Genomic DNA, 16,824 nt, shown 5'->3' with positions numbered 1-16,824 from the left:
CCGGGCTACGCCGTCAGGCGTAGGCGTCCGCGCCGAGGTCGGCGTTGGAGAACACGTCCTGTACGTCGTCCAGGTCTTCAAGCATGTCCAGCAGCTTCTTGACCTGCAGGGCGGTGTCGCCCTCCACCTTGATGTCGTTGTCGGCCCGGAAGGTAAGCTCGGCATGGTCCGGCTTCAGGCCACCGGCTTCCAGCGCATCCTTGACCGCGTGGTACATGTCGGCCGCGGTCAGCACGTCGATGGCGCCGTCTTCGGGGTACACCACGATGTCATCGGCGCCGGCCTCGATGGCCGCTTCGGTCACCGCGTCCTCGTTGGCGCCACCGGCGAAGTGCAGCACGCCCATGCGCTTGAACATGAAGGACACCGAGCCTTCGGTGCCCATGTTGCCGCCGCACTTGCTGAACGCATGGCGGACATCGGCCACGGTGCGTACGCGGTTGTCGGTCAGGCAGTCCACGATCACGGCGACGCCACCGGGGGCATAGCCCTCGTAGCGCACCTCTTCGTACTCCACCCCTTCCAGTTCGCCGGTGGCCTTCTTGATGGCCCGTTCGATCACGTCCTTGGACATGTTCGAGGCCAGGCCCTTGTCCATGGCCACGCGCAGGCGCGGGTTGTTGTTGGGGTCGCCTCCACCGCCGCGCGCGGCTACGCCGATCTCACGGATGATCTTGGTGAAAATCTTGCCGCGCTTCGCGTCGGACGCGTTTTTGCGGTTTTCGATGGAAGGGCCTCTACCCATGGGTGTTTCCGTGCTTGCATGAGGAACAGGGCGCGGATTCTACCTGATCGGCCGCCTGCCCCGTGTTAGCGGCGGCATCAAGCCGCCCGCGCGGTGCGATCGCGGCGGAAGCAGCCGTCGCGCAGGAAGGCGGCGGTCTGCCGCGCGGCGTCCGGGGAAAACACCAGCCCGCTGTGGCTCGCCGCCACCACGCAATGGTCGGCCAGGCCCGGCAGGCGGGTTTCGTCCAGCGCCACGGTGCCGTCGGAGGCATCCCCGCAGGCACCCAGCAGGCTGCCCAATCCATGTGGCACCGAGCCGGCGATCAGCCCCACCTGGGCGCTGCCCTCCCACGCCGGCAGGCCATCCAGGAGCAGTTCGCTGCTGCGGCCCAGCGCCAGCGACCAGCCGTGCTCGGCCAGCGACCGGGCGGTGCCGCTGCCGCGCAGGGGCGAGCCCAGGCAGACCACCCGCGAGACCGGGAGGTCCGGCTGGCGGCGCAGGGCCTCCAGCGCTACCAGGCCGCCCAGGCTGTGCCCGACCAGGGCCACCGGGCCGCTGTCCTGCAGGCGTTTCATCAGCTGCGGGACGGCCACGTCCGGGCCGCCGAACACGCTGGAGTAGCCGAAGGTGTCCACGCTGAAGCCACGCGCGCGCAGGCGCCAGGCCAACGGGCCGACCCAGGCGCGGGCATTCCAGATGCCATGCAGCAGTAAAACGGGGGGAGTCATGGGCGAAGCGTAGCCGGTGCGGAACCGTTTCGACGGGGAAACACGGTTCTATTAGACAAATGGACCGGGGAACGGCGGGTGAAGCCGGGCCCCGCCCGAAAACCGACCGCGCAGGCCGTTCAGCTTGCCGGCGGCGCGCGCCGCAGGATGTGTTCCAGATCGCGCACCCGCCCCACGGGGAATTCGTAGGTGCCCACTTTTTCGAAGCCGTAGCGGGCGTAGAAGCGCTGCGCGCCGAAGTTCTCCGACCACACCCCCAGCCACAGCGTGCGCGGGCCGTCGCGTTCCAGCCAGGCCAGCGCGGTTTCGAGCAGGCGGCTGCCCCAGCCACAGCTCTGCTGGTCCTTGATGAGGTACAGGCGCTTGAGCTCACCGTCGCCGGGCTGCACCTCCGGGTGCGGCAGGCCGCAGGGGCCCGCTGCGGCATGGCCGACAGCCACCCCGTCCAGTTCCAGCAGCCACACCGCATAATCGGGGTGGGACAGGATCACGCGCTGGCGGTCTTCGGCGTAGGCCTCGTCCAGGAAGTCCTGCAGGTCCTGGGCCGGGTACAGGTGGCCAAAGGTTTCCACGAAGGTGCGGGTCGCCAGCACCGACAGGGTCGGTGCGTCTTCGGGGCCAGCGCGGCGGATGGTGTACATGGACAGGGCAGGCCTCAGGCCTGCGTTCCCCTGGCGGCGTCTTCCTCTTCGCCGTCCTCGTCTTCCTCGTCCTCGTACTCCTCTTCCTCTTCGTCCTCTTCCTCGCCCTCTTCGTACTCTTCGTCGTCTTCTTCGTCGTCCTCGTAATCCTCGACGCCGAAGTCCTCACCGTCCCAGCGGCCTTCACCATCGGCGACGAAGGTCAGCGCCATCGCGGCGGGGTTGGTGCCCACGCGCACCAGCCAGCCGCCGAACACGCGCGCGCGTTCGGTCACCAGGTTGGCGTCGGTGCCTTCATTGCCCAGCTTTTCCCATTCCAATACGAACGCGAACTCGGTCATTACCTGGATCTCCTGAGCGATGTGACGGTGAGGGGTCCGGCCAACGGCCGGCGCTACCGGGAGGGTGCGATCGGACGATCGCGAATCAGTTTTTCCGCGGGCGGACCTGGATGTGCACTTCGGCCAGCTGCTCGTCCGGGATCGGCGACGGGGCGCCGGTCATCAGGCACTGCGCGCCGGTGGTCTTCGGGAACGGGATCACGTCGCGGATCGATTCGGTGCCGGCCATCAGCGCCGCAATGCGGTCGATGCCGAAGGCGATGCCACCGTGCGGCGGCGCGCCGAAGCGCAGTGCATCCAGCAGGAAACCGAACTTGGCTTCGGCCTCTTCGGCGCCGATGCCCAGCAGCTCGAACACCGCGCTCTGCATGTCCGAACGGTGGATACGGATCGAACCGCCGCCGATCTCGTTGCCGTTGAGCACCATGTCGTAGCCGCGCGACACGGCGGTCTTCGCATTGGCGCGCAGGTCGGCGATGTCATCCACCGCCGGGGCGGTGAAGGGGTGATGCAGGGCGACGTAGCGCTGGGCTTCGTCGTCGTACTCGAACATCGGGAAGTCGGTGACCCACAGCGGCGCCCAGCCGTCGGCGACCAGGTTGAAGTCCTTGCCGGCCTTCAGGCGCAGCGCGCCCATGAAGTCGGACACCTTGTTGTAGCCGCCGGCGCCGAAGAAGACGATGTCGCCGTTGCCGGCGCCCACGTGGGCCACCAGCGCGGCGAACGCGTCTTCGCTGAAGAACTTGGCGATCGGCGAGCTGACCTCGCCGTTCTCGGCGATCTTGATGTAGGCCAGGCCCTTGGCGCCGTACTTGGCGGCGTGCGCGGCGTACTCATCGATCTGCTTGCGCGACAGGCTGGCACCGCCCGGGATGCGCAGCGCGGCCACGCGGCCGTCGGCATCGTTGGCGGCGGCGGTGAACACCGGGAATTCACTGGCCTTCACCAGGTCGGCCACGTCCACCAGCTCCAGCGCGATGCGCAGGTCGGGCTTGTCCGAACCATAACGACGCATGGCTTCGGCCCAGGTCATGCGCGGGAAGCTGGCGGCCAGCTCCACGTCGACCACTTCCTTGAAGATGGCGCGGATCATGCCTTCCACGTAGTCCTGCACGTCGCGCTCGCGCACGAAGGCGAATTCCATGTCCAGCTGGGTGAATTCCAGCTGGCGGTCGGCGCGCAGGGCCTCGTCGCGGAAGCAGCGCGCGATCTGGTAGTAGCGGTCGAAGCCGGCCACCATCAGGATCTGCTTGAACAGCTGCGGCGACTGCGGCAGCGCGTAGAACTCGCCCGGGTGCATGCGCGCCGGCACCAGGAAGTCGCGTGCGCCTTCCGGGGTGGCCTTGGTCAGGATCGGGGTTTCGATGTCCTGGAAGCCGTCGCCATCGAGGTGGCGGCGCAGCGCCTGCACCAGCTTGATGCGAGTGCGCTGCATGCGCTGCATGTCCGGGCGGCGCAGGTCCAGGTAGCGGTACTTCAGGCGGGTTTCCTCGCCCGGGTTCTCGTGGGCGTGGAACGGCAGCGGCTCGGCCTTGTTGAGCACGGTGATGCGGGTGGCGACGATCTCGACCTGGCCGGTGCGGATCTTGTCGTTCACCGCATGGCGCCGACGCACCACGCCTTCCACCTGCAACACGTCCTCGTAGCCCAGGCTGGCGGCCACCTTGAACACTTCCGCGGAATTCTCGTCGCCCGCCGTCGGCTCCACCGTCACCTGCACGATGCCCTCATGATCGCGAAGATCGATGAAGCACACGCCGCCCAGGTTGCGGGCAACGTCGGTCCAGCCGGCGAGGGTGACAGTCTGGCCAATCAGGGTCTCGTCGACCAGGCCGCAGAAGTGGGTACGCATGGGGGTAAAGCTCCGCAGGAGATTGCCGGCGCCAGGCGGCACCGGTCAGCCCGTTATTCTGCGGCCGCTGACCCGTTGGGGCAAATCCGGGATGGTCACATGGGCTTGATCCGGCCGGGCAGATAGTGCCCGGACCACCATGCGCAAGGGGATTTGCCATGAACCGCCTCGCTATTGCCTGCCTCACGGCCGTCCTGGCCTGCAGCGCGCCGACCCTGCACGCCCAGGTCAATGCCCGGGCCTATGCCCCCGAAAACCTCCGCACCCTGTCCGTTTCGGACCAGCAGCGGGTCATCTCCATGGAATACGCCGAGCAGTCCGGGGGCCGCCGCATCCCCGACGACCAGATGCGCTTCTACCTTGACCAGGTAAACCGCTCGTCGTGGGGGTTCTCGCGGATCAAGCAGGACATCGCCACCTCGCTCAGCGGGTCCGGTGGGGGCTGGAACCCGGGCGGCGGCGGCTGGAACCCCGGCGGCGGCGGAAATGGGGTGGTCCGCTGCGAAAGCCGCGACAGCCGTCAACGGGTCTGCACCACCGGCTGGCGCAGCGCGCGCCTGTCCCGGCAGATTTCCGATACCCGCTGCGTGGAGGGCCGCAACTGGGGCTCGCGCAACGGGCAGGTCTGGGTCAGCGGCGGCTGCCGCGCCGACTTCGTCGAAGGTCGCGGGGGCGGCTGGAATCCGGGGGGCCCGGGCAACACCTACAGCGTGACCTGCAGCAGCAACGACAACCGCCAGCAGACCTGCGCCTGGGATTCACGCCAGGGGCGGCCGGCGCTGGTCCAGCAGCTGTCCGGCAGTGCCTGCGTGGAAGGCCGCACCTGGGGCTACCGTGGGAACTCGCTGTGGGTCAGCAACGGCTGCCGGGCGAGGTTCGGTACGCGCTGAAGGCCGTAGCGCCACGCAGGGCGTGGCGCTACCCACCCCACGGTGCGGGCGGCAATGGCACCGGGTGGGCCAGATCGAACACCACCCGGAAGGTCCGGCCACCGGGGCGGGTGAGTTCGTAGACGAACTGCTCGTCCGGATCCACCTCCATGGCCCACGTGTTGGTGACCGACGCCTCCATGCCCGCCTTGCGGAACATGGCCACCGACTCGGCGTCGACCGGGAACGATTGCCGCTGCGCGGTACCCGGGGGCGCACTGTCGCCGCCGTACATCGTGACCGCGTCGGGACTGCCATCGGCATGGCGGTGGTCGTGCTTCAGGCGCAGGCCGGTGTCGGTGCGGCTGAGCACCCAGGTGCGCGAATGATCGTCACCGACATGGAAAGGAATGCGCAACTCGTGCGCGCTGTCATCGCACCCCCGCACATGCATCACCAGGCGCTTGCCGTCGAAGGGATCGGGCGTGGCGCTGCGCGGTTCGTTCACCACCACGCGGCCCTCGAACGCCTTGCCGCAGTGCGCTGCCACCGCAGCGAGGAAGGCGTCGGCCGGGGCCATCGCAACGTCATGGGCCACCTGGTCGCGCTGGCTCGTGCAGGCAGACAGCAGTACAGCGGCAGCGAGCGGAAGAAATCGATGCAGACTCATGCAGCCACCCTAGCCCGCATGCGCGCACAGCGCAAATTCGCCGACGATGTGCGTCGACAAAGGGTTGATTGCGACTGTGTTAGGGTAATAAACGTGACCGGTTCGCCTTCCCCACGAAGGTCGCACGCGTGTTGCGGCTGACCGCCCTGCTCACAGGCGTAGCGCTGCTGTTGACCGGCAGCGGGCTTCTGGGCACCTTGCTGGCGGTAAGCGGCGGTGAAGCCGGCTTCGGTGCCGGTACGTTGGGCCTGGTGATGTCCGGTTATTTTGCCGGCTTCTTCATGGGCACCTTCTTCGCCCCGTCGCTGATCCGCCGCATTGGCCATATCCGCGCGTTCGCCTTCTTTTCCGCCCTCGCCGCCATCGCCGTGCTGCTGCATCCGCTGTGGCTGAACGCATGGGCATGGGGCCTGCTGCGCATCGTGACCGGCGTGGCGCTGGTCGGGCTGTACACGGTCATCGAAAGCTGGCTCAACGCCGAACCCGACCCGCGCCAGCGCAGCCGTGCGTTCTCGCTGTACATGGTGGTGAACCTGTCGGCACTGGCGTTGGGGCAGATCCTGCTGATGGTGAGCCATGCACCGGCCATGTCGATGTTCATGCTGATCGCCATGCTGGTGTGCGCAGCGGTGCTGCCGATCACCGCGACGCGGCTGACCCCGCCGGAGGTGCCGTCGGTCCCGCGCCTGAAGCTGACCCGGCTGTATGCCATGGCGCCGGTGGCCACGATGGCCGCCGGCCTGTCGGGGCTTGCGATGGGCGCGTTCTGGGGCCTGCTGCCGGTGTATGCCGGCGCGATCGGCCTGGACAGCGACGGCGTGGCCCGCTTCATGCTGACCGCCATCGCCGGCGGCGCGTTGCTGCAGTGGCCGCTCGGCCACATCAGCGACGGCCACGACCGCCGCGTCGGGCTGGTCGCGCTGTGCCTGGCCGCCGGCGGCCTGGCGGTGATCGCTGCCATGCCGATGGTGCAGATGCAGACCTGGCTGCTGTTCGGGCTGTTCTTCGTCTATGGCGGCCTGGCGTTCTCGCTGTATCCGTTCGCGGTGGCGCACATGCTCGATTACCTGCCCCGCCAGGACCTGCTCTCCGGCTGCTCCAGCCTGCTGCTGGTGCACGGGGTCGGCGCAGCGATCGGTCCGGCGCTGGCGGGCGCGGCCATGCAGCAGTTCGGTCCGGCCGCACTGCCGTTGTATTTCGCCGCCGTGCTGGGCGTGCTGGCGCTGTTCACCACCGCACGACTGCTCAGCTTCTCGCGCCTGCGCACCCACCCGGTGCTGTTCCGGCTGATGCTGCGTACCACGCCGGCGGCGCTGGAGCTGATGCCGGAAACCGATGCTGTTGCGCCGGCTGATGGCCACCCAACCAACGGTCGGGTGCTACCTGAGCCCCCACCCCACCCCTTACCCATCGACTCCGATAAGGAAGTGCATTGACTGTTTCGACACCCACCCCGTCCACCTCATCCCGCACGCCGGCGGCTTCTCCGGCCCAGCAACTGATTCTCGCCACCGACCTGGATGGCACCTTTCTCGCCGGCGATCCCGCCGCGCGCCACCGGCTGTACCGGCTGGTCGACCAGCACCCCGACATCCGCCTGATCTTCATCACCGGCCGTGGACTCGAAGCGGTGATGCCACTGCTGTCCGATCCGGCCATCCCGCGCCCGGATTACGTGGTCTGCGACGTCGGCGCCACGGTGGTCGATGGCCACACCCTGCAGCCGCTGCAACCCCTGCAATCGATGATCGACGCGCAGTGGCCCGGCGAACACGTGGTGGCCGCTGCGATGCGCCCGTTCACCGCGCTGCAGCGCCAGGACGTGCCACAGGAACGCCGCTGCTCCTATTTCTGCGACCCGGAAACGCTGGCGCCGCTGCGCGGCCAGATCCAGGCCGCTGCGCAGGCGCTGGGCTGCGACGTGCTGTACTCGGCCGACCGCTACCTGGACATCCTGCCGCCGGACACCGACAAGGGCCGCACCCTGGCCGCGCTGGCGCGGCTGCTGGCACTGCCGCGCGACCGCATCCTGGTCGCCGGCGATACCCTCAACGACCTGTCGATGTACACCGCCGGCTTCCGCGGCGTGTGCGTGGGCGATTCCGAACCGGCATTGACCGACGCCACCGCCGCCCTGGAGCACACCTTCCATGCGCAGGCACCCGGCTGCGGCGGCATCCTCGAAGCGATCGAACACTTCGGCCTGCTCGGCGAGGATGACGCGTGGCTGCAGGCGCCGGCACAGGCGCGCGCCGACGGTGCCGACCTGGTCATGGTCTACCACCGGCTGCCCTTCGACGAGGTAATGGAAGACGGCGTGCTGGTGCAGCGCCCGCCGCGTTCGCCCAACGGCATCATTCCATCGTTGCTGAGCTTCTTCGAAGGCGGCCAGAAGGGGTCGTGGGTGGCGTGGGGCATCGACGAGCCCAAGCGCGGCCCGTTCCAGACCCACCTGGCCGTCGACGCCGGGCGCTACCCCACCCTCACCGCCGCGCGCGTGCCATTGAGCCGGCAGGAAGTGGACATCTTCTACAAGCGTTTCTCCAAGGAAGCGTTCTGGCCGATGCTGCACGTGTTCTGGGAACGCGCGCGGTTCCGCGAAGACGACTGGCAGGTGTTCCTGAAGGTCAACCGCAAATTCGCCGCCGCCGTTGCCGCCGAGGCCGCGCATGGCGCCACGGTGTGGATCCACGACTACAACCTGTGGATGGTGCCCGGTACGCTGCGCGAGCTGCGCCCGGACCTGAAGATCGCTTTCTTCCACCACACCTACTTCCCGTCGGCGGATGTGTTCAACGTGGTGCCGTGGCGCCGCGAGATCATCGGCAGCCTGCTCAGCTGCGACTACATCGGCTTCCACATTCCGCGCCAGGTGGAAAACTTCGTGGACGTGGTGCGTGGGGCGATGCCGGCCGAGCGCCTGGCCTGGGAAAGCTGCGCACCGCGCTTCCTCACCTACGGCTGCGCGGTGGGGCTGGACACCATGACCACCCGTCTGCGCGTGGGCGACCGCGACGTGGCATTGGGGGCGCACCCGGTCGGTACCGACCTGCGCCGCATCCACGCGGTACTGGCGCGCGCGGATGTGCGCAATGACATCTTCAAGCTGCGCCGCGAAATCGGGGCGCGCAAGCTGGTGCTGTCGGTCGAACGGCTGGACTACACCAAGGGCACGCTGGCCAAGCTGGAGGCATTCGAACGCCTGCTGGAGCGGCACCCGGACCGCCAGGGCAAGGTCACGCTGCTGATGGTGTGCGTGCCGGCCGCGCGCGAGATGACCGTGTACCGCACGCTGCAGAACCAGATCGAGCAGGCGGTGGGCCGCATCAACGGCCGGTTCTCGCGGCTGGACTGGACCCCGGTGCGCTTCTTCGCGCAGGCGCTGCCGTTCGAGGAAGTGGTGGCGCACTACGCGGCGGCGCAGGTGATGTGGATCACGCCGCTGCGCGATGGGCTGAATCTGGTGGCCAAGGAGTTCGTGGCCACCCATGGCATCGAAGGCAGCAATGGCGTGCTGGTGCTGAGCGAGTTCGCCGGTGCGGCCGCCGAGTTGAAGGGCGCGGTGCTGACCAATCCGCATGATCCGGCCGATCTGACCGCCGGCTTGCTGCAGGCGCTGTCGATGCCCGAGGAGGAAGCGGGCGGGCGCATGCGCCAGTTGTTCGGCAGCGTGGAGTATTACGACGTGGACCGCTGGGGGCGCGAGTTCCTGGAGGCGGTGCGGGGGGCTGAGGCGGGCTGACCCGCCCGCGGGGATCGGGCCGCCCCCCGCGTCACGTGGCGATCAACGTCTCCGCGATCACCGCCACCTGCCGCAGCACGTCGTTGCGGCCGGCGTCGTCCACCGTGGCGCCCTGCAGGTAGCTGGTCAGCACCCAGGGCGCCCCGCCGGACAGCGGCCAGAGCATGGCGATGTCGTTGGTGGTGTCCTCGCCATTGCTGCCGGTCTTGTCGCCCACCCGCCATGCCGGGGACAGCCCGGCACGCAGCCGCGTGTCCCCGGTTTCGTTGTCGATCAGCCAGTCGGCCAGCTGCAGCCGCGAGGCTGGCGTGAGCACCTCCCCCAGCACGAACCGCTGCAGGCTGGCGGCCATCGCGGCAGGGCTGGTGGTATCGCGCGGATCGTCGGGCGCGAACCGGTTCATGTCCGGCTCCAGGCGATCATTGCGGGTCACTGCGTCGCCGTGCGCGCGCAGGAAAGCGGTGACGCCCGCGGGTCCGCCGACCGCGCCCAGCAGCAGGTTGGCGGCGGGGTTGTCGCTGGTGACCATGGTCGCGCGGCACAGGTCGCGCACGGCCAGGTCCTTGCCCACGTGGCGCTTGGTCACCGGCGCGTGCGAAAGCATGTCCTGCTGCCGCACCGGCAGCCGCCGGTCCAGCGACAGCGTGCCCTGGTCTGCCAGATGGAGCACGGTGGCCGACAGCACGAGCTTGAAGGTGCTGCACATCGGGAAGCGTTCGTCCTGGCGGTGGCCGATGCGGGTACCGGTGGCGGTGTTGAGCAGGGTCACGCCCAATCGGCCGCCACTGGCTTTTTCCAGTGCGGCGAAATCGGCTGCCTGCGGCTTGCCACCCGCCTGCGCGGTCGGCGGGGTCTTGGCCAGCACGGTAGCGGCCAAGGCGGACGCGGCGGCGGCACCGGTCATCTGGAGGAACTGGCGGCGGGCGAGCATCGGGCATCTCCGGGCTGGGAAGTGGCCATGGAAGCATGTCGGGCCATATGCCACCAGCGAGCATTCTCAGCAGGAGGCATGAGCGGGATTCATGGCAAGACGGCAGGCAGGGTTATCTCGCATCGCGTCCGCCCGTGGTAGCGCCGACCGTTGGTCGGCCCAAGGGGTGCTGCATCAACCACGCAGGGTCACAGCCCGGGATGCTTCCAGCACCGCCTGGGTCGACCAACGGTCGACGCTACCCTTGCATGGCGGGTCGCCCTTGGTGGCGCCGACCGCTGGCCCTGCCGGCGTTACCATTACCCATCAAGATTCCTCACGACTCGCCCATGCTCCGTCCCCAGCTCCCGCTCAACGCGTTGCGTGCCTTCGAGGCGGCCGCCCGCCATCAGAATTTCACCCGCGCCGCGCTGGAGCTGTGCGTGAGCCAGGCCGCGCTGAGTCACCAGATCCGGGGGCTGGAAGAGCGGCTGGGCGCGGTGCTGTTCCACCGGCTGCCGCGCGGGGTGGCGCTGACCGACGAAGGGGCGCGCCTGTATCCGGTGCTGAACGAGGCCTTCGACCGCATCGCGGTGAGCCTGGACCGGTTCGTGGGCGGGCATTTCCGCGAGGTGCTCGGGGTCGGCGTAGTGGGCACGTTCGCCACCGGTTGGCTGCTGCCGCGGCTGGCCGATTTCAACGCGCGGCACCCGGATATCGAACTGCGCCTGCAGACCCACAACAACCGCATCGACCTGGCCGGCGAAGGGCTGGACCTGGCGATCCGCTTCGGCGATGGCGATTGGCAGGGCCAGGTGAGCACGCCGGTGCTGGCGGCGCCCTTCGCACCGGTGTGCGCGCCGGCACTGGCACGGACGCTGCGGCAGCCGCGCGACCTGGCCAGCGTGTCACTGCTGCGCTCCTACCGCAGCGATGAGTGGCCGCAGTGGCTGCAGGCTGCTGGCGTGGGTGAGCTGGAGGCGCGCGGGCCGGTGTTTGATTCGTCGCTGACCCTGGCCAGCGCGGCGGCGGCCGGTGCCGGCGTGGCGCTGCTGCCGCTGCGGATGTTCGAGCAGGATCTGGCGCAGGGGCGACTGGTGCAGCCGTTCGCGCAGACGCTGGAACTGGGGAGTTATTGGCTGACGCGGTTGCGTTCGCGGGCGGAAAGCGAGGCGGGGAAGCGTTTCAGGACCTGGCTGGAAGCGCAGGCGTAGGGACACGCCATGCGTGTCCGGGTTTCGTTCGGGCATGCCGGGGACACGCATGGCGTGTCGCTACGCGGGCGTGCCCGTGCCGACCAACGGTCGGCACCTACCCGGTGCGTCGACCGACCGCATTCGTCGAATCACCACCGGGTTCGTCGATCGACGGGGTCGTCGACCGACCGGGTTCATTGACCGACCGGGTTCATTGACCGACCGGGTTCGTTGACCGGCCGGGCTATTGACCGACCGGGTTCGTTGACCGGCCGGGCTATTGACCGACCGGGTTCGTCGACCGACCGGGCTATTGACCGCCCGGGTTCGTCGACCGACCGGGCTATTGACCGACCGGGTTCGTCGACCGACCGGGCTATTGACCGACCGGGTTCGTCGACTCACCGGGTTCGTTGACCGACCGGGTCGTTGTTCGACCGGGTCGGTGACGCGAGGGCGGTTGGCCGACCGGGGGTTCGCCTTCCGGTAGGTGCCGACCGTTGGTCGGCACGGGCCTTCAGGCCATCAATTCCATCCACGCGGCTTCGGCTTTTTCCAACTGCTGCGCGGTGGTTTCGCGGTCGCGGCCGAGCACCGCCATGCGGGTGGCGTCGGCGTAATTGACCGGGTCCGCCAACTGGCGGTCCAGCTCGGCCAGGCGGGCTTCCAGCTCGTTGACCTTGGCTTCGGCACTGGCCAGCTTCACCGGGTTGACCACTTTCTTCGCCGGCATCGGCGGGGTCGGCGGCAGCGGTTCGGGTGCGGCGGCCGCCATCTTCTGCTTGGTGCCCTGCGCCGCAGGGCGCGAACGCAGCCACGCCGCATACTCGTCCAGGTCGCCGTCGAACGGCTCCACCACCCCGTCGGCCACGCGCCAGAAGGTGTCGCAGACCAGACCGATCAGGTGGCGGTCATGCGACACCATCACGATCGCGCCTTCGAAGGTGGACAGCGCTTCGGCCAGGGCTTCGCGCATTTCCAGGTCAAGGTGGTTGGTCGGTTCGTCGAGCAGCAGCACGTTGGGCTGCTGCCACGCGATCATCGCCAAGGCCAGGCGCGCACGCTCACCGCCGGAGAACCCGTCCACCGGCTCGAACGCACGGTCGCCGGCGAAGTTCCACTTGCCGAGGAAATCGCGGAACGCCTGGTTGCTGCCATCCGGCGAGATGTCGCGGAAATGGTCCATCGGCGACTGGCCTTCGTGCAGCGACTCCACCGTGTGCTGGGCGAAGTAGCCAATGCGCAGGTCCGGGTGCGCCGAACGCTCGCCGGCCACCGGGTCCAGCTCCCCTACCAGGGTCCGGACCAGGGTGGTCTTACCGGCGCCGTTGGGACCGAGCAGGCCGATGCGCTGGCCCGCTTCCAGGCCGAAGCCCACGTTGTGCAGGATCACCGCGTCCGGGCTGTAGCCGGCCTCCACGTCGTTGAGGCGGATCAGCGAGAACGGCAGCTTGGTCGGCGGTGCGAATTCAATCCGGAACTCGCGCTCGGCGCGCACCGCTTCGGTGCCGGTCAGCTTGGCCAGCCGCTTCATGCGGCTCTGCGCCTGGGTAGCCTTGCTGGCCAGCGCCTTGAAGCGATCAATGAAGCTCTGCAGGTGGGCGCGCTCGGCCTGTTCCTTCTCGTGCGCGATCTGCTGCTGGCGCAGCTGTTCGGCGCGCTGGCGCTCGAAGTCGGTGTAGCCACCCGGGTACAGCTTGGCGCCGCCGCCATGCAGGTGCAGGGTGTGGGTGGCCACGTTGTCCAGGAACTCGCGGTCATGCGAGATCAGCAGCAGCGTGCCCGGATACTTGAGCAGCCACTGTTCCAGCCAGAAGACCGCGTCCAGGTCGAGGTGGTTGGTGGGTTCGTCGAGCAGCAGCAGGTCGCTGGGCATCATCAGCGCGCGCGCCAGGTTCAACCGTGCCCGCCAGCCACCGGAGAACGTCGACACCGGCCGCGAATGGGTATCGGACGGGAAGCCCAGGCCATGCAGCAGTTTGCCGGCGCGCGATTCGGCATCGTACGCGCCGATCTCGGCCATCTTCTGGTGGGCATTGGCCACCGCTTCCCAATCCTCGCGCGCGGTCGCCTCGGCCTCCTCGCGCAGCACGGCCGCCACTTCGGTGTCGCCTTCCAGCACGAACTGCAGCGCCGGGTCGGGCAGCGCCGGGGTTTCCTGGGCCACGCTGGCGATGCGGATCTTGCCGGGCAGGTCCACATCGCCCTTGTCCGCTTCCAGCTCACCCTGCACGGCCGCGAACAGGCTGGACTTGCCGGCCCCATTGCGGCCCACCACGCCCACGCGGTAGCCCGCATGCAGGGTCAGGTCGACGTTGGACAACAGCAGCCGCTCGCCGCGGCGCAAGGCGAAGTTACGAAGGGAGATCATCTGGGGGGTCCATATAACGGAATGGAATGTGCTGGTAAGCACCTTTCCTGCGACGCAATTCTAGCGTTAACGAATACTTGACGCGCCCCGGGCTGCGCGGCAGGCCTCGTCTCTCTCCCACGACCCTGCCTGCGCTTTCCCCGGGACCCTCTCCCGCCAGATCGTTCAAATCTTCGTAAATCGTTGCTTTTGCAACGTTTTTTCAATTTGACAGTCAGTAAAAATACCGTTAATCCGTAACTTGCGCACCGCAACACCCGCCCTCGCTGACCCGCTTTGCCGCAGTCGTGATGTCGCCCGGTGCCGCCTTGTCCCAACCGGAGCCCCATCCTGATGAACCGCAAGACCCGTACGCTTGCCGCCGCTGTCGCCGTCTCCCTCGCGGCCTCCGCCTTCAGTGCCGCCGCCCAGGACGCCCCTGCCCGCGCCGCCGCCAACACCCTGGACACGGTCATCGTGACCGGCACCCGCGTGGCCGACCGCACCGTCGCCGAATCGCAGTCGCCGATCGACATCATCACCCCCGAAGCGCTGCAGTCCACCGGCACCACCGAGCTGGCCACGGCGCTGTCGCGCGCCCTGCCCTCGCTGAACTTCCCGCGCCCGGCGCTGACCGATGGCACCAGCGGCATCCGCCCGGCGCAGCTGCGCGGCCTGTCCCCGGACCAGGTACTGGTGCTGGTCAACGGCAAGCGCCGCCACACGTCGGCCCAGATCAACGTCAACGGCAGCATTGGCCGCGGTTCGTCGGCGGTGGACATCAACGCCATTCCGATCGCCTCGATCGAGCGCGTGGAAGTGCTGCGCGACGGCGCCTCGGCGCAGTACGGTTCAGACGCCATCGCCGGGGTGATCAACATCGTGCTCAAGGGCTCCAGCGCCGGCGGCAGCCTGGCCCTGGATGCCGGCCAGTACTCGGCCGGCGACGGCAACAAGTACCAGCTCTCCGGCGACACCGGCATCGGCTTCGCCGACGGCCGTGGCAGCCTGCATGTGGCCGGCCAGATCACCCAGCAGGACGAAAGCAACCGCGCCGGCCCCTACCAGGGCACCACGCCGAACACCGGCAACTTCCCCAGCGTGGGCCAGACCACCTTCGTGGTCGGCGACCCGCAGGTGGATGCCACCGCCGCCTCGGCCAATGCCAGCTTCCAGTTCAGCGACCACGTCTCGGCGTATGCCACGGCGCTGGCCAGCAACCGCGACATCACCTCGTTCGCGTTCTACCGATCGCGCAACAACAGCGGCCAGGGCGCACTGCTTGCCCAGACCTATCCGGACGGCTTCGTGCCGGAAATCAACCAGTACTCCAAGGACCGCTCGCTGGTCGCCGGGGTGAAGGGCGACACCGAAAGCGGCTGGACCTGGGACGTGAGCTACAACCACGGCACCAACAAGATCGACTTCCACACCCGCAACACCATCAACTACGCGCTGGGCGTGGACAGCCCGCGGTCGTTCTACGCCGGCGCGCTGGAATACACCCAGGACATCGGCAACGTGGACATCACCAAGCAGCTGGACTGGGGCCTGGCCTACCCGGTGACGCTGTCGTTCGGTGGTGAATACCGCCGCGAGAAGTGGGAACAGGGCGCAGGCGAGCCCAATTCCTACGTCGGCACCGGTGCGCAGGGCTTTGGCGGCTTCACTCCGCTCAACGCCGTCAACGCCGACCGCGACAACTACGCGGTGTATGCCGGCCTGGAAGCGGACCTGACCGACAAGTTCTCGGCCGGCGTCACCGGCCGCTACGAGGATTACTCGGACTTCGGCGACAAGTTCTCCGGCAAGCTGTCGGCCCGCTACGCGTTCACCGACAAGGTCGCGCTGCGTGCCACCGCCTCGTCCGGCTTCCGCGCCCCGTCGCTGGCCCAGCAGAGCTACCAGGCGGTGACCAGCACCATCGTCAACGGCGTGTTCGTCGAACGCGGCACCTTCCCCACCACCAGCACCGCCGCGCAGGCGCTGGGTGCCAGCCCGCTGAAGGCCGAAAGCTCCACCTCCTACAGCGTCGGCCTGGTGGTGCAGCCCATCGACCGCCTCTACCTGACCGTGGATGCGTACCAGATCGACATCGACGACCGCATCATCCTGTCCACCAACATCACCACCAACGCCGCCGCCAATGCGCTGCTGGCCGACCTGGGCCTGCCGCAGGTCACCGCGTTCTCCTACTTCACCAACGGCGTGGACACCCGCACCCGCGGCGTGGACGCGGTATCCAGCTACACCATCCCGTTCAGCGCCAGCGCGCTGGAATTAACCGCGGCCTACAGCTACAACGACACCGAGGTGAAGAAATTCATCGCCTCGCCGGCGGTGTTCGGCTCGCTGGGCCTGACCCAGTCGCTGATCGGCCGCGATGAAGTGGGCCGCATCGAAGACAGCTACCCGCGTGACAAGACCATCCTCAGCGGCACCTGGCGGTCGGATCGCTGGGACCTGAGCCTGGCGGCCACCCGCTACGGCTCGTTCACGGTACGCAATTCAGCCACTCCGACCCGCGACCAGACCTACGACGCCTCGTGGGTGCTGGATGCCTCGGTGGCGTTCAAGCCGAGCGAGAACTGGACCCTCACGCTGGGCGCGGACAACCTCCTGGATGAGTACCCCGACCGCACCGTGGACCTGCAGAACTCCACCTGGGGCATGCTGCCGTACAGCAACTACTCGCCGTACGGCTTCAACGGCGCCTACGTATACGGCCGCGTCGCCTACAAGTGGTGACCGCCGGTAGCGCCGGCTGTCAGCCGGCCCCGCGAACGTTCCGCGTTCAT

The 16,824-nt window shown here is 68.2% G+C and carries 13 protein-coding genes; 5 read left to right on the top strand and 8 right to left on the bottom strand.

All coding sequences use genetic code 11. From position 1 onward, the window contains the following. Nucleotides 1–13 precede the first annotated feature (13 nt). The 5 genes from ACIGII_RS16535 to aspS all read right to left on the bottom strand — a co-directional run bounded on the left by ACIGII_RS16535 (nt 14) and on the right by aspS (nt 4,289). Nucleotides 14–745, bottom strand: coding sequence for a YebC/PmpR family DNA-binding transcriptional regulator (locus ACIGII_RS16535; protein WP_399640022.1), 732 nt, complete (start codon nt 743–745; stop codon nt 14–16). A 77-nt stretch (nt 746–822) separates the two neighbouring features. Next, complete coding sequence (locus tag ACIGII_RS16530; protein ID WP_399640020.1) at nt 823–1,455, bottom strand: esterase/lipase family protein; 633 nt, start codon at nt 1,453–1,455, stop codon at nt 823–825. Nucleotides 1,456–1,574: 119 nt separating this feature from the next. After that, nucleotides 1,575–2,096, bottom strand: coding sequence for a GNAT family N-acetyltransferase (locus ACIGII_RS16525; protein ID WP_399640017.1), 522 nt, complete (start codon nt 2,094–2,096; stop codon nt 1,575–1,577). A 14-nt stretch (nt 2,097–2,110) separates the two neighbouring features. Continuing rightward, on the bottom strand, nt 2,111–2,437 hold the full coding sequence (locus ACIGII_RS16520; RefSeq protein ID WP_399640014.1) for a DNA primase: 327 nt from the start codon (nt 2,435–2,437) through the stop codon (nt 2,111–2,113). Between the two features lie 85 nt (nt 2,438–2,522). Beyond that, complete coding sequence (gene aspS / locus ACIGII_RS16515) at nt 2,523–4,289, bottom strand: aspartate--tRNA ligase (RefSeq protein WP_399640011.1); 1,767 nt, start codon at nt 4,287–4,289, stop codon at nt 2,523–2,525. 158 nt (nt 4,290–4,447) lie between these two features. Between aspS and ACIGII_RS16510 the strand changes: the two genes are divergently transcribed. Continuing rightward, complete coding sequence (locus ACIGII_RS16510; protein WP_399640008.1) at nt 4,448–5,179, top strand: DUF3011 domain-containing protein; 732 nt, start codon at nt 4,448–4,450, stop codon at nt 5,177–5,179. Nucleotides 5,180–5,207: 28 nt separating this feature from the next. Here the strand turns inward: ACIGII_RS16510 and ACIGII_RS16505 are convergent, their stop codons facing one another. Next, nucleotides 5,208–5,828, bottom strand: a complete 621-nt coding sequence (locus tag ACIGII_RS16505) for a hypothetical protein (RefSeq protein WP_399640005.1) — start codon at nt 5,826–5,828, stop codon at nt 5,208–5,210. A 128-nt stretch (nt 5,829–5,956) separates the two neighbouring features. Between ACIGII_RS16505 and ACIGII_RS16500 the strand changes: the two genes are divergently transcribed. Both ACIGII_RS16500 and ggpS read left to right on the top strand, forming a co-directional pair. Beyond that, nucleotides 5,957–7,264: an MFS transporter gene (locus ACIGII_RS16500; RefSeq protein WP_399640003.1), complete on the top strand. Its 1,308-nt coding sequence runs from the start codon at nt 5,957–5,959 to the stop codon at nt 7,262–7,264. A gap of 62 nt (nt 7,265–7,326) precedes the next feature. Beyond that, nucleotides 7,327–9,570, top strand: coding sequence for a glucosylglycerol-phosphate synthase (gene ggpS / locus ACIGII_RS16495; protein WP_399640095.1), 2,244 nt, complete (start codon nt 7,327–7,329; stop codon nt 9,568–9,570). A 31-nt stretch (nt 9,571–9,601) separates the two neighbouring features. On the opposite strand, the gene blaL2 is transcribed toward ggpS, so the two are convergent. Further along, nucleotides 9,602–10,501 (bottom strand): L2 family extended-spectrum class A beta-lactamase, encoded by a 900-nt coding sequence (gene blaL2 / locus ACIGII_RS16490; protein WP_399640000.1) that lies wholly within the window; start codon nt 10,499–10,501, stop codon nt 9,602–9,604. A 329-nt stretch (nt 10,502–10,830) separates the two neighbouring features. Between blaL2 and ACIGII_RS16485 the strand changes: the two genes are divergently transcribed. Beyond that, entirely contained in the window at nt 10,831–11,694 is an 864-nt protein-coding gene (locus ACIGII_RS16485) for a LysR family transcriptional regulator (RefSeq protein WP_399639998.1), read from the top strand. Between the two features lie 499 nt (nt 11,695–12,193). Here ACIGII_RS16485 and ACIGII_RS16480 read toward each other — a convergent pair whose 3' ends face one another. Then, complete coding sequence (locus ACIGII_RS16480; RefSeq protein ID WP_399639995.1) at nt 12,194–14,047, bottom strand: ABC-F family ATP-binding cassette domain-containing protein; 1,854 nt, start codon at nt 14,045–14,047, stop codon at nt 12,194–12,196. A gap of 333 nt (nt 14,048–14,380) precedes the next feature. Between ACIGII_RS16480 and ACIGII_RS16475 the strand changes: the two genes are divergently transcribed. Then, on the top strand, nt 14,381–16,774 hold the full coding sequence (locus ACIGII_RS16475) for a TonB-dependent receptor plug domain-containing protein (protein WP_399639992.1): 2,394 nt from the start codon (nt 14,381–14,383) through the stop codon (nt 16,772–16,774). Nucleotides 16,775–16,824 lie beyond the last annotated feature (50 nt).

The sequence above is a fragment of the Stenotrophomonas sp. NPDC077420 genome (assembly GCF_044543385.1).
Taxonomy (GTDB): domain Bacteria; phylum Pseudomonadota; class Gammaproteobacteria; order Xanthomonadales; family Xanthomonadaceae; genus Stenotrophomonas.
Note: the sequence above shows the minus strand (reverse complement) of the source record. Positions and strands in the feature narration are given on the sequence as shown.

Excerpts from the sequence above, each read along its gene's own strand:
- ACIGII_RS16505 (WP_399640005.1), bottom strand. The coding sequence starts at position 5,828 with ATGAGTCTGCATCGATTTCTTCCGCTCGCTGCCGCTGTACTGCTGTCT.
- ACIGII_RS16475 (WP_399639992.1), top strand. The coding sequence starts at position 14,381 with ATGAACCGCAAGACCCGTACGCTTGCCGCCGCTGTCGCCGTCTCCCTC.
- ACIGII_RS16535 (WP_399640022.1), bottom strand. The coding sequence starts at position 745 with ATGGGTAGAGGCCCTTCCATCGAAAACCGCAAAAACGCGTCCGACGCG.
- blaL2 (WP_399640000.1), bottom strand. The coding sequence starts at position 10,501 with ATGCTCGCCCGCCGCCAGTTCCTCCAGATGACCGGTGCCGCCGCCGCG.
- ACIGII_RS16520 (WP_399640014.1), bottom strand. The coding sequence starts at position 2,437 with ATGACCGAGTTCGCGTTCGTATTGGAATGGGAAAAGCTGGGCAATGAA.
- ACIGII_RS16525 (WP_399640017.1), bottom strand. The coding sequence starts at position 2,096 with ATGTACACCATCCGCCGCGCTGGCCCCGAAGACGCACCGACCCTGTCG.
- ACIGII_RS16510 (WP_399640008.1), top strand. The coding sequence starts at position 4,448 with ATGAACCGCCTCGCTATTGCCTGCCTCACGGCCGTCCTGGCCTGCAGC.
- aspS (WP_399640011.1), bottom strand. The coding sequence starts at position 4,289 with ATGCGTACCCACTTCTGCGGCCTGGTCGACGAGACCCTGATTGGCCAG.
- ACIGII_RS16485 (WP_399639998.1), top strand. The coding sequence starts at position 10,831 with ATGCTCCGTCCCCAGCTCCCGCTCAACGCGTTGCGTGCCTTCGAGGCG.
- ACIGII_RS16480 (WP_399639995.1), bottom strand. The coding sequence starts at position 14,047 with ATGATCTCCCTTCGTAACTTCGCCTTGCGCCGCGGCGAGCGGCTGCTG.
- ACIGII_RS16530 (WP_399640020.1), bottom strand. The coding sequence starts at position 1,455 with ATGACTCCCCCCGTTTTACTGCTGCATGGCATCTGGAATGCCCGCGCC.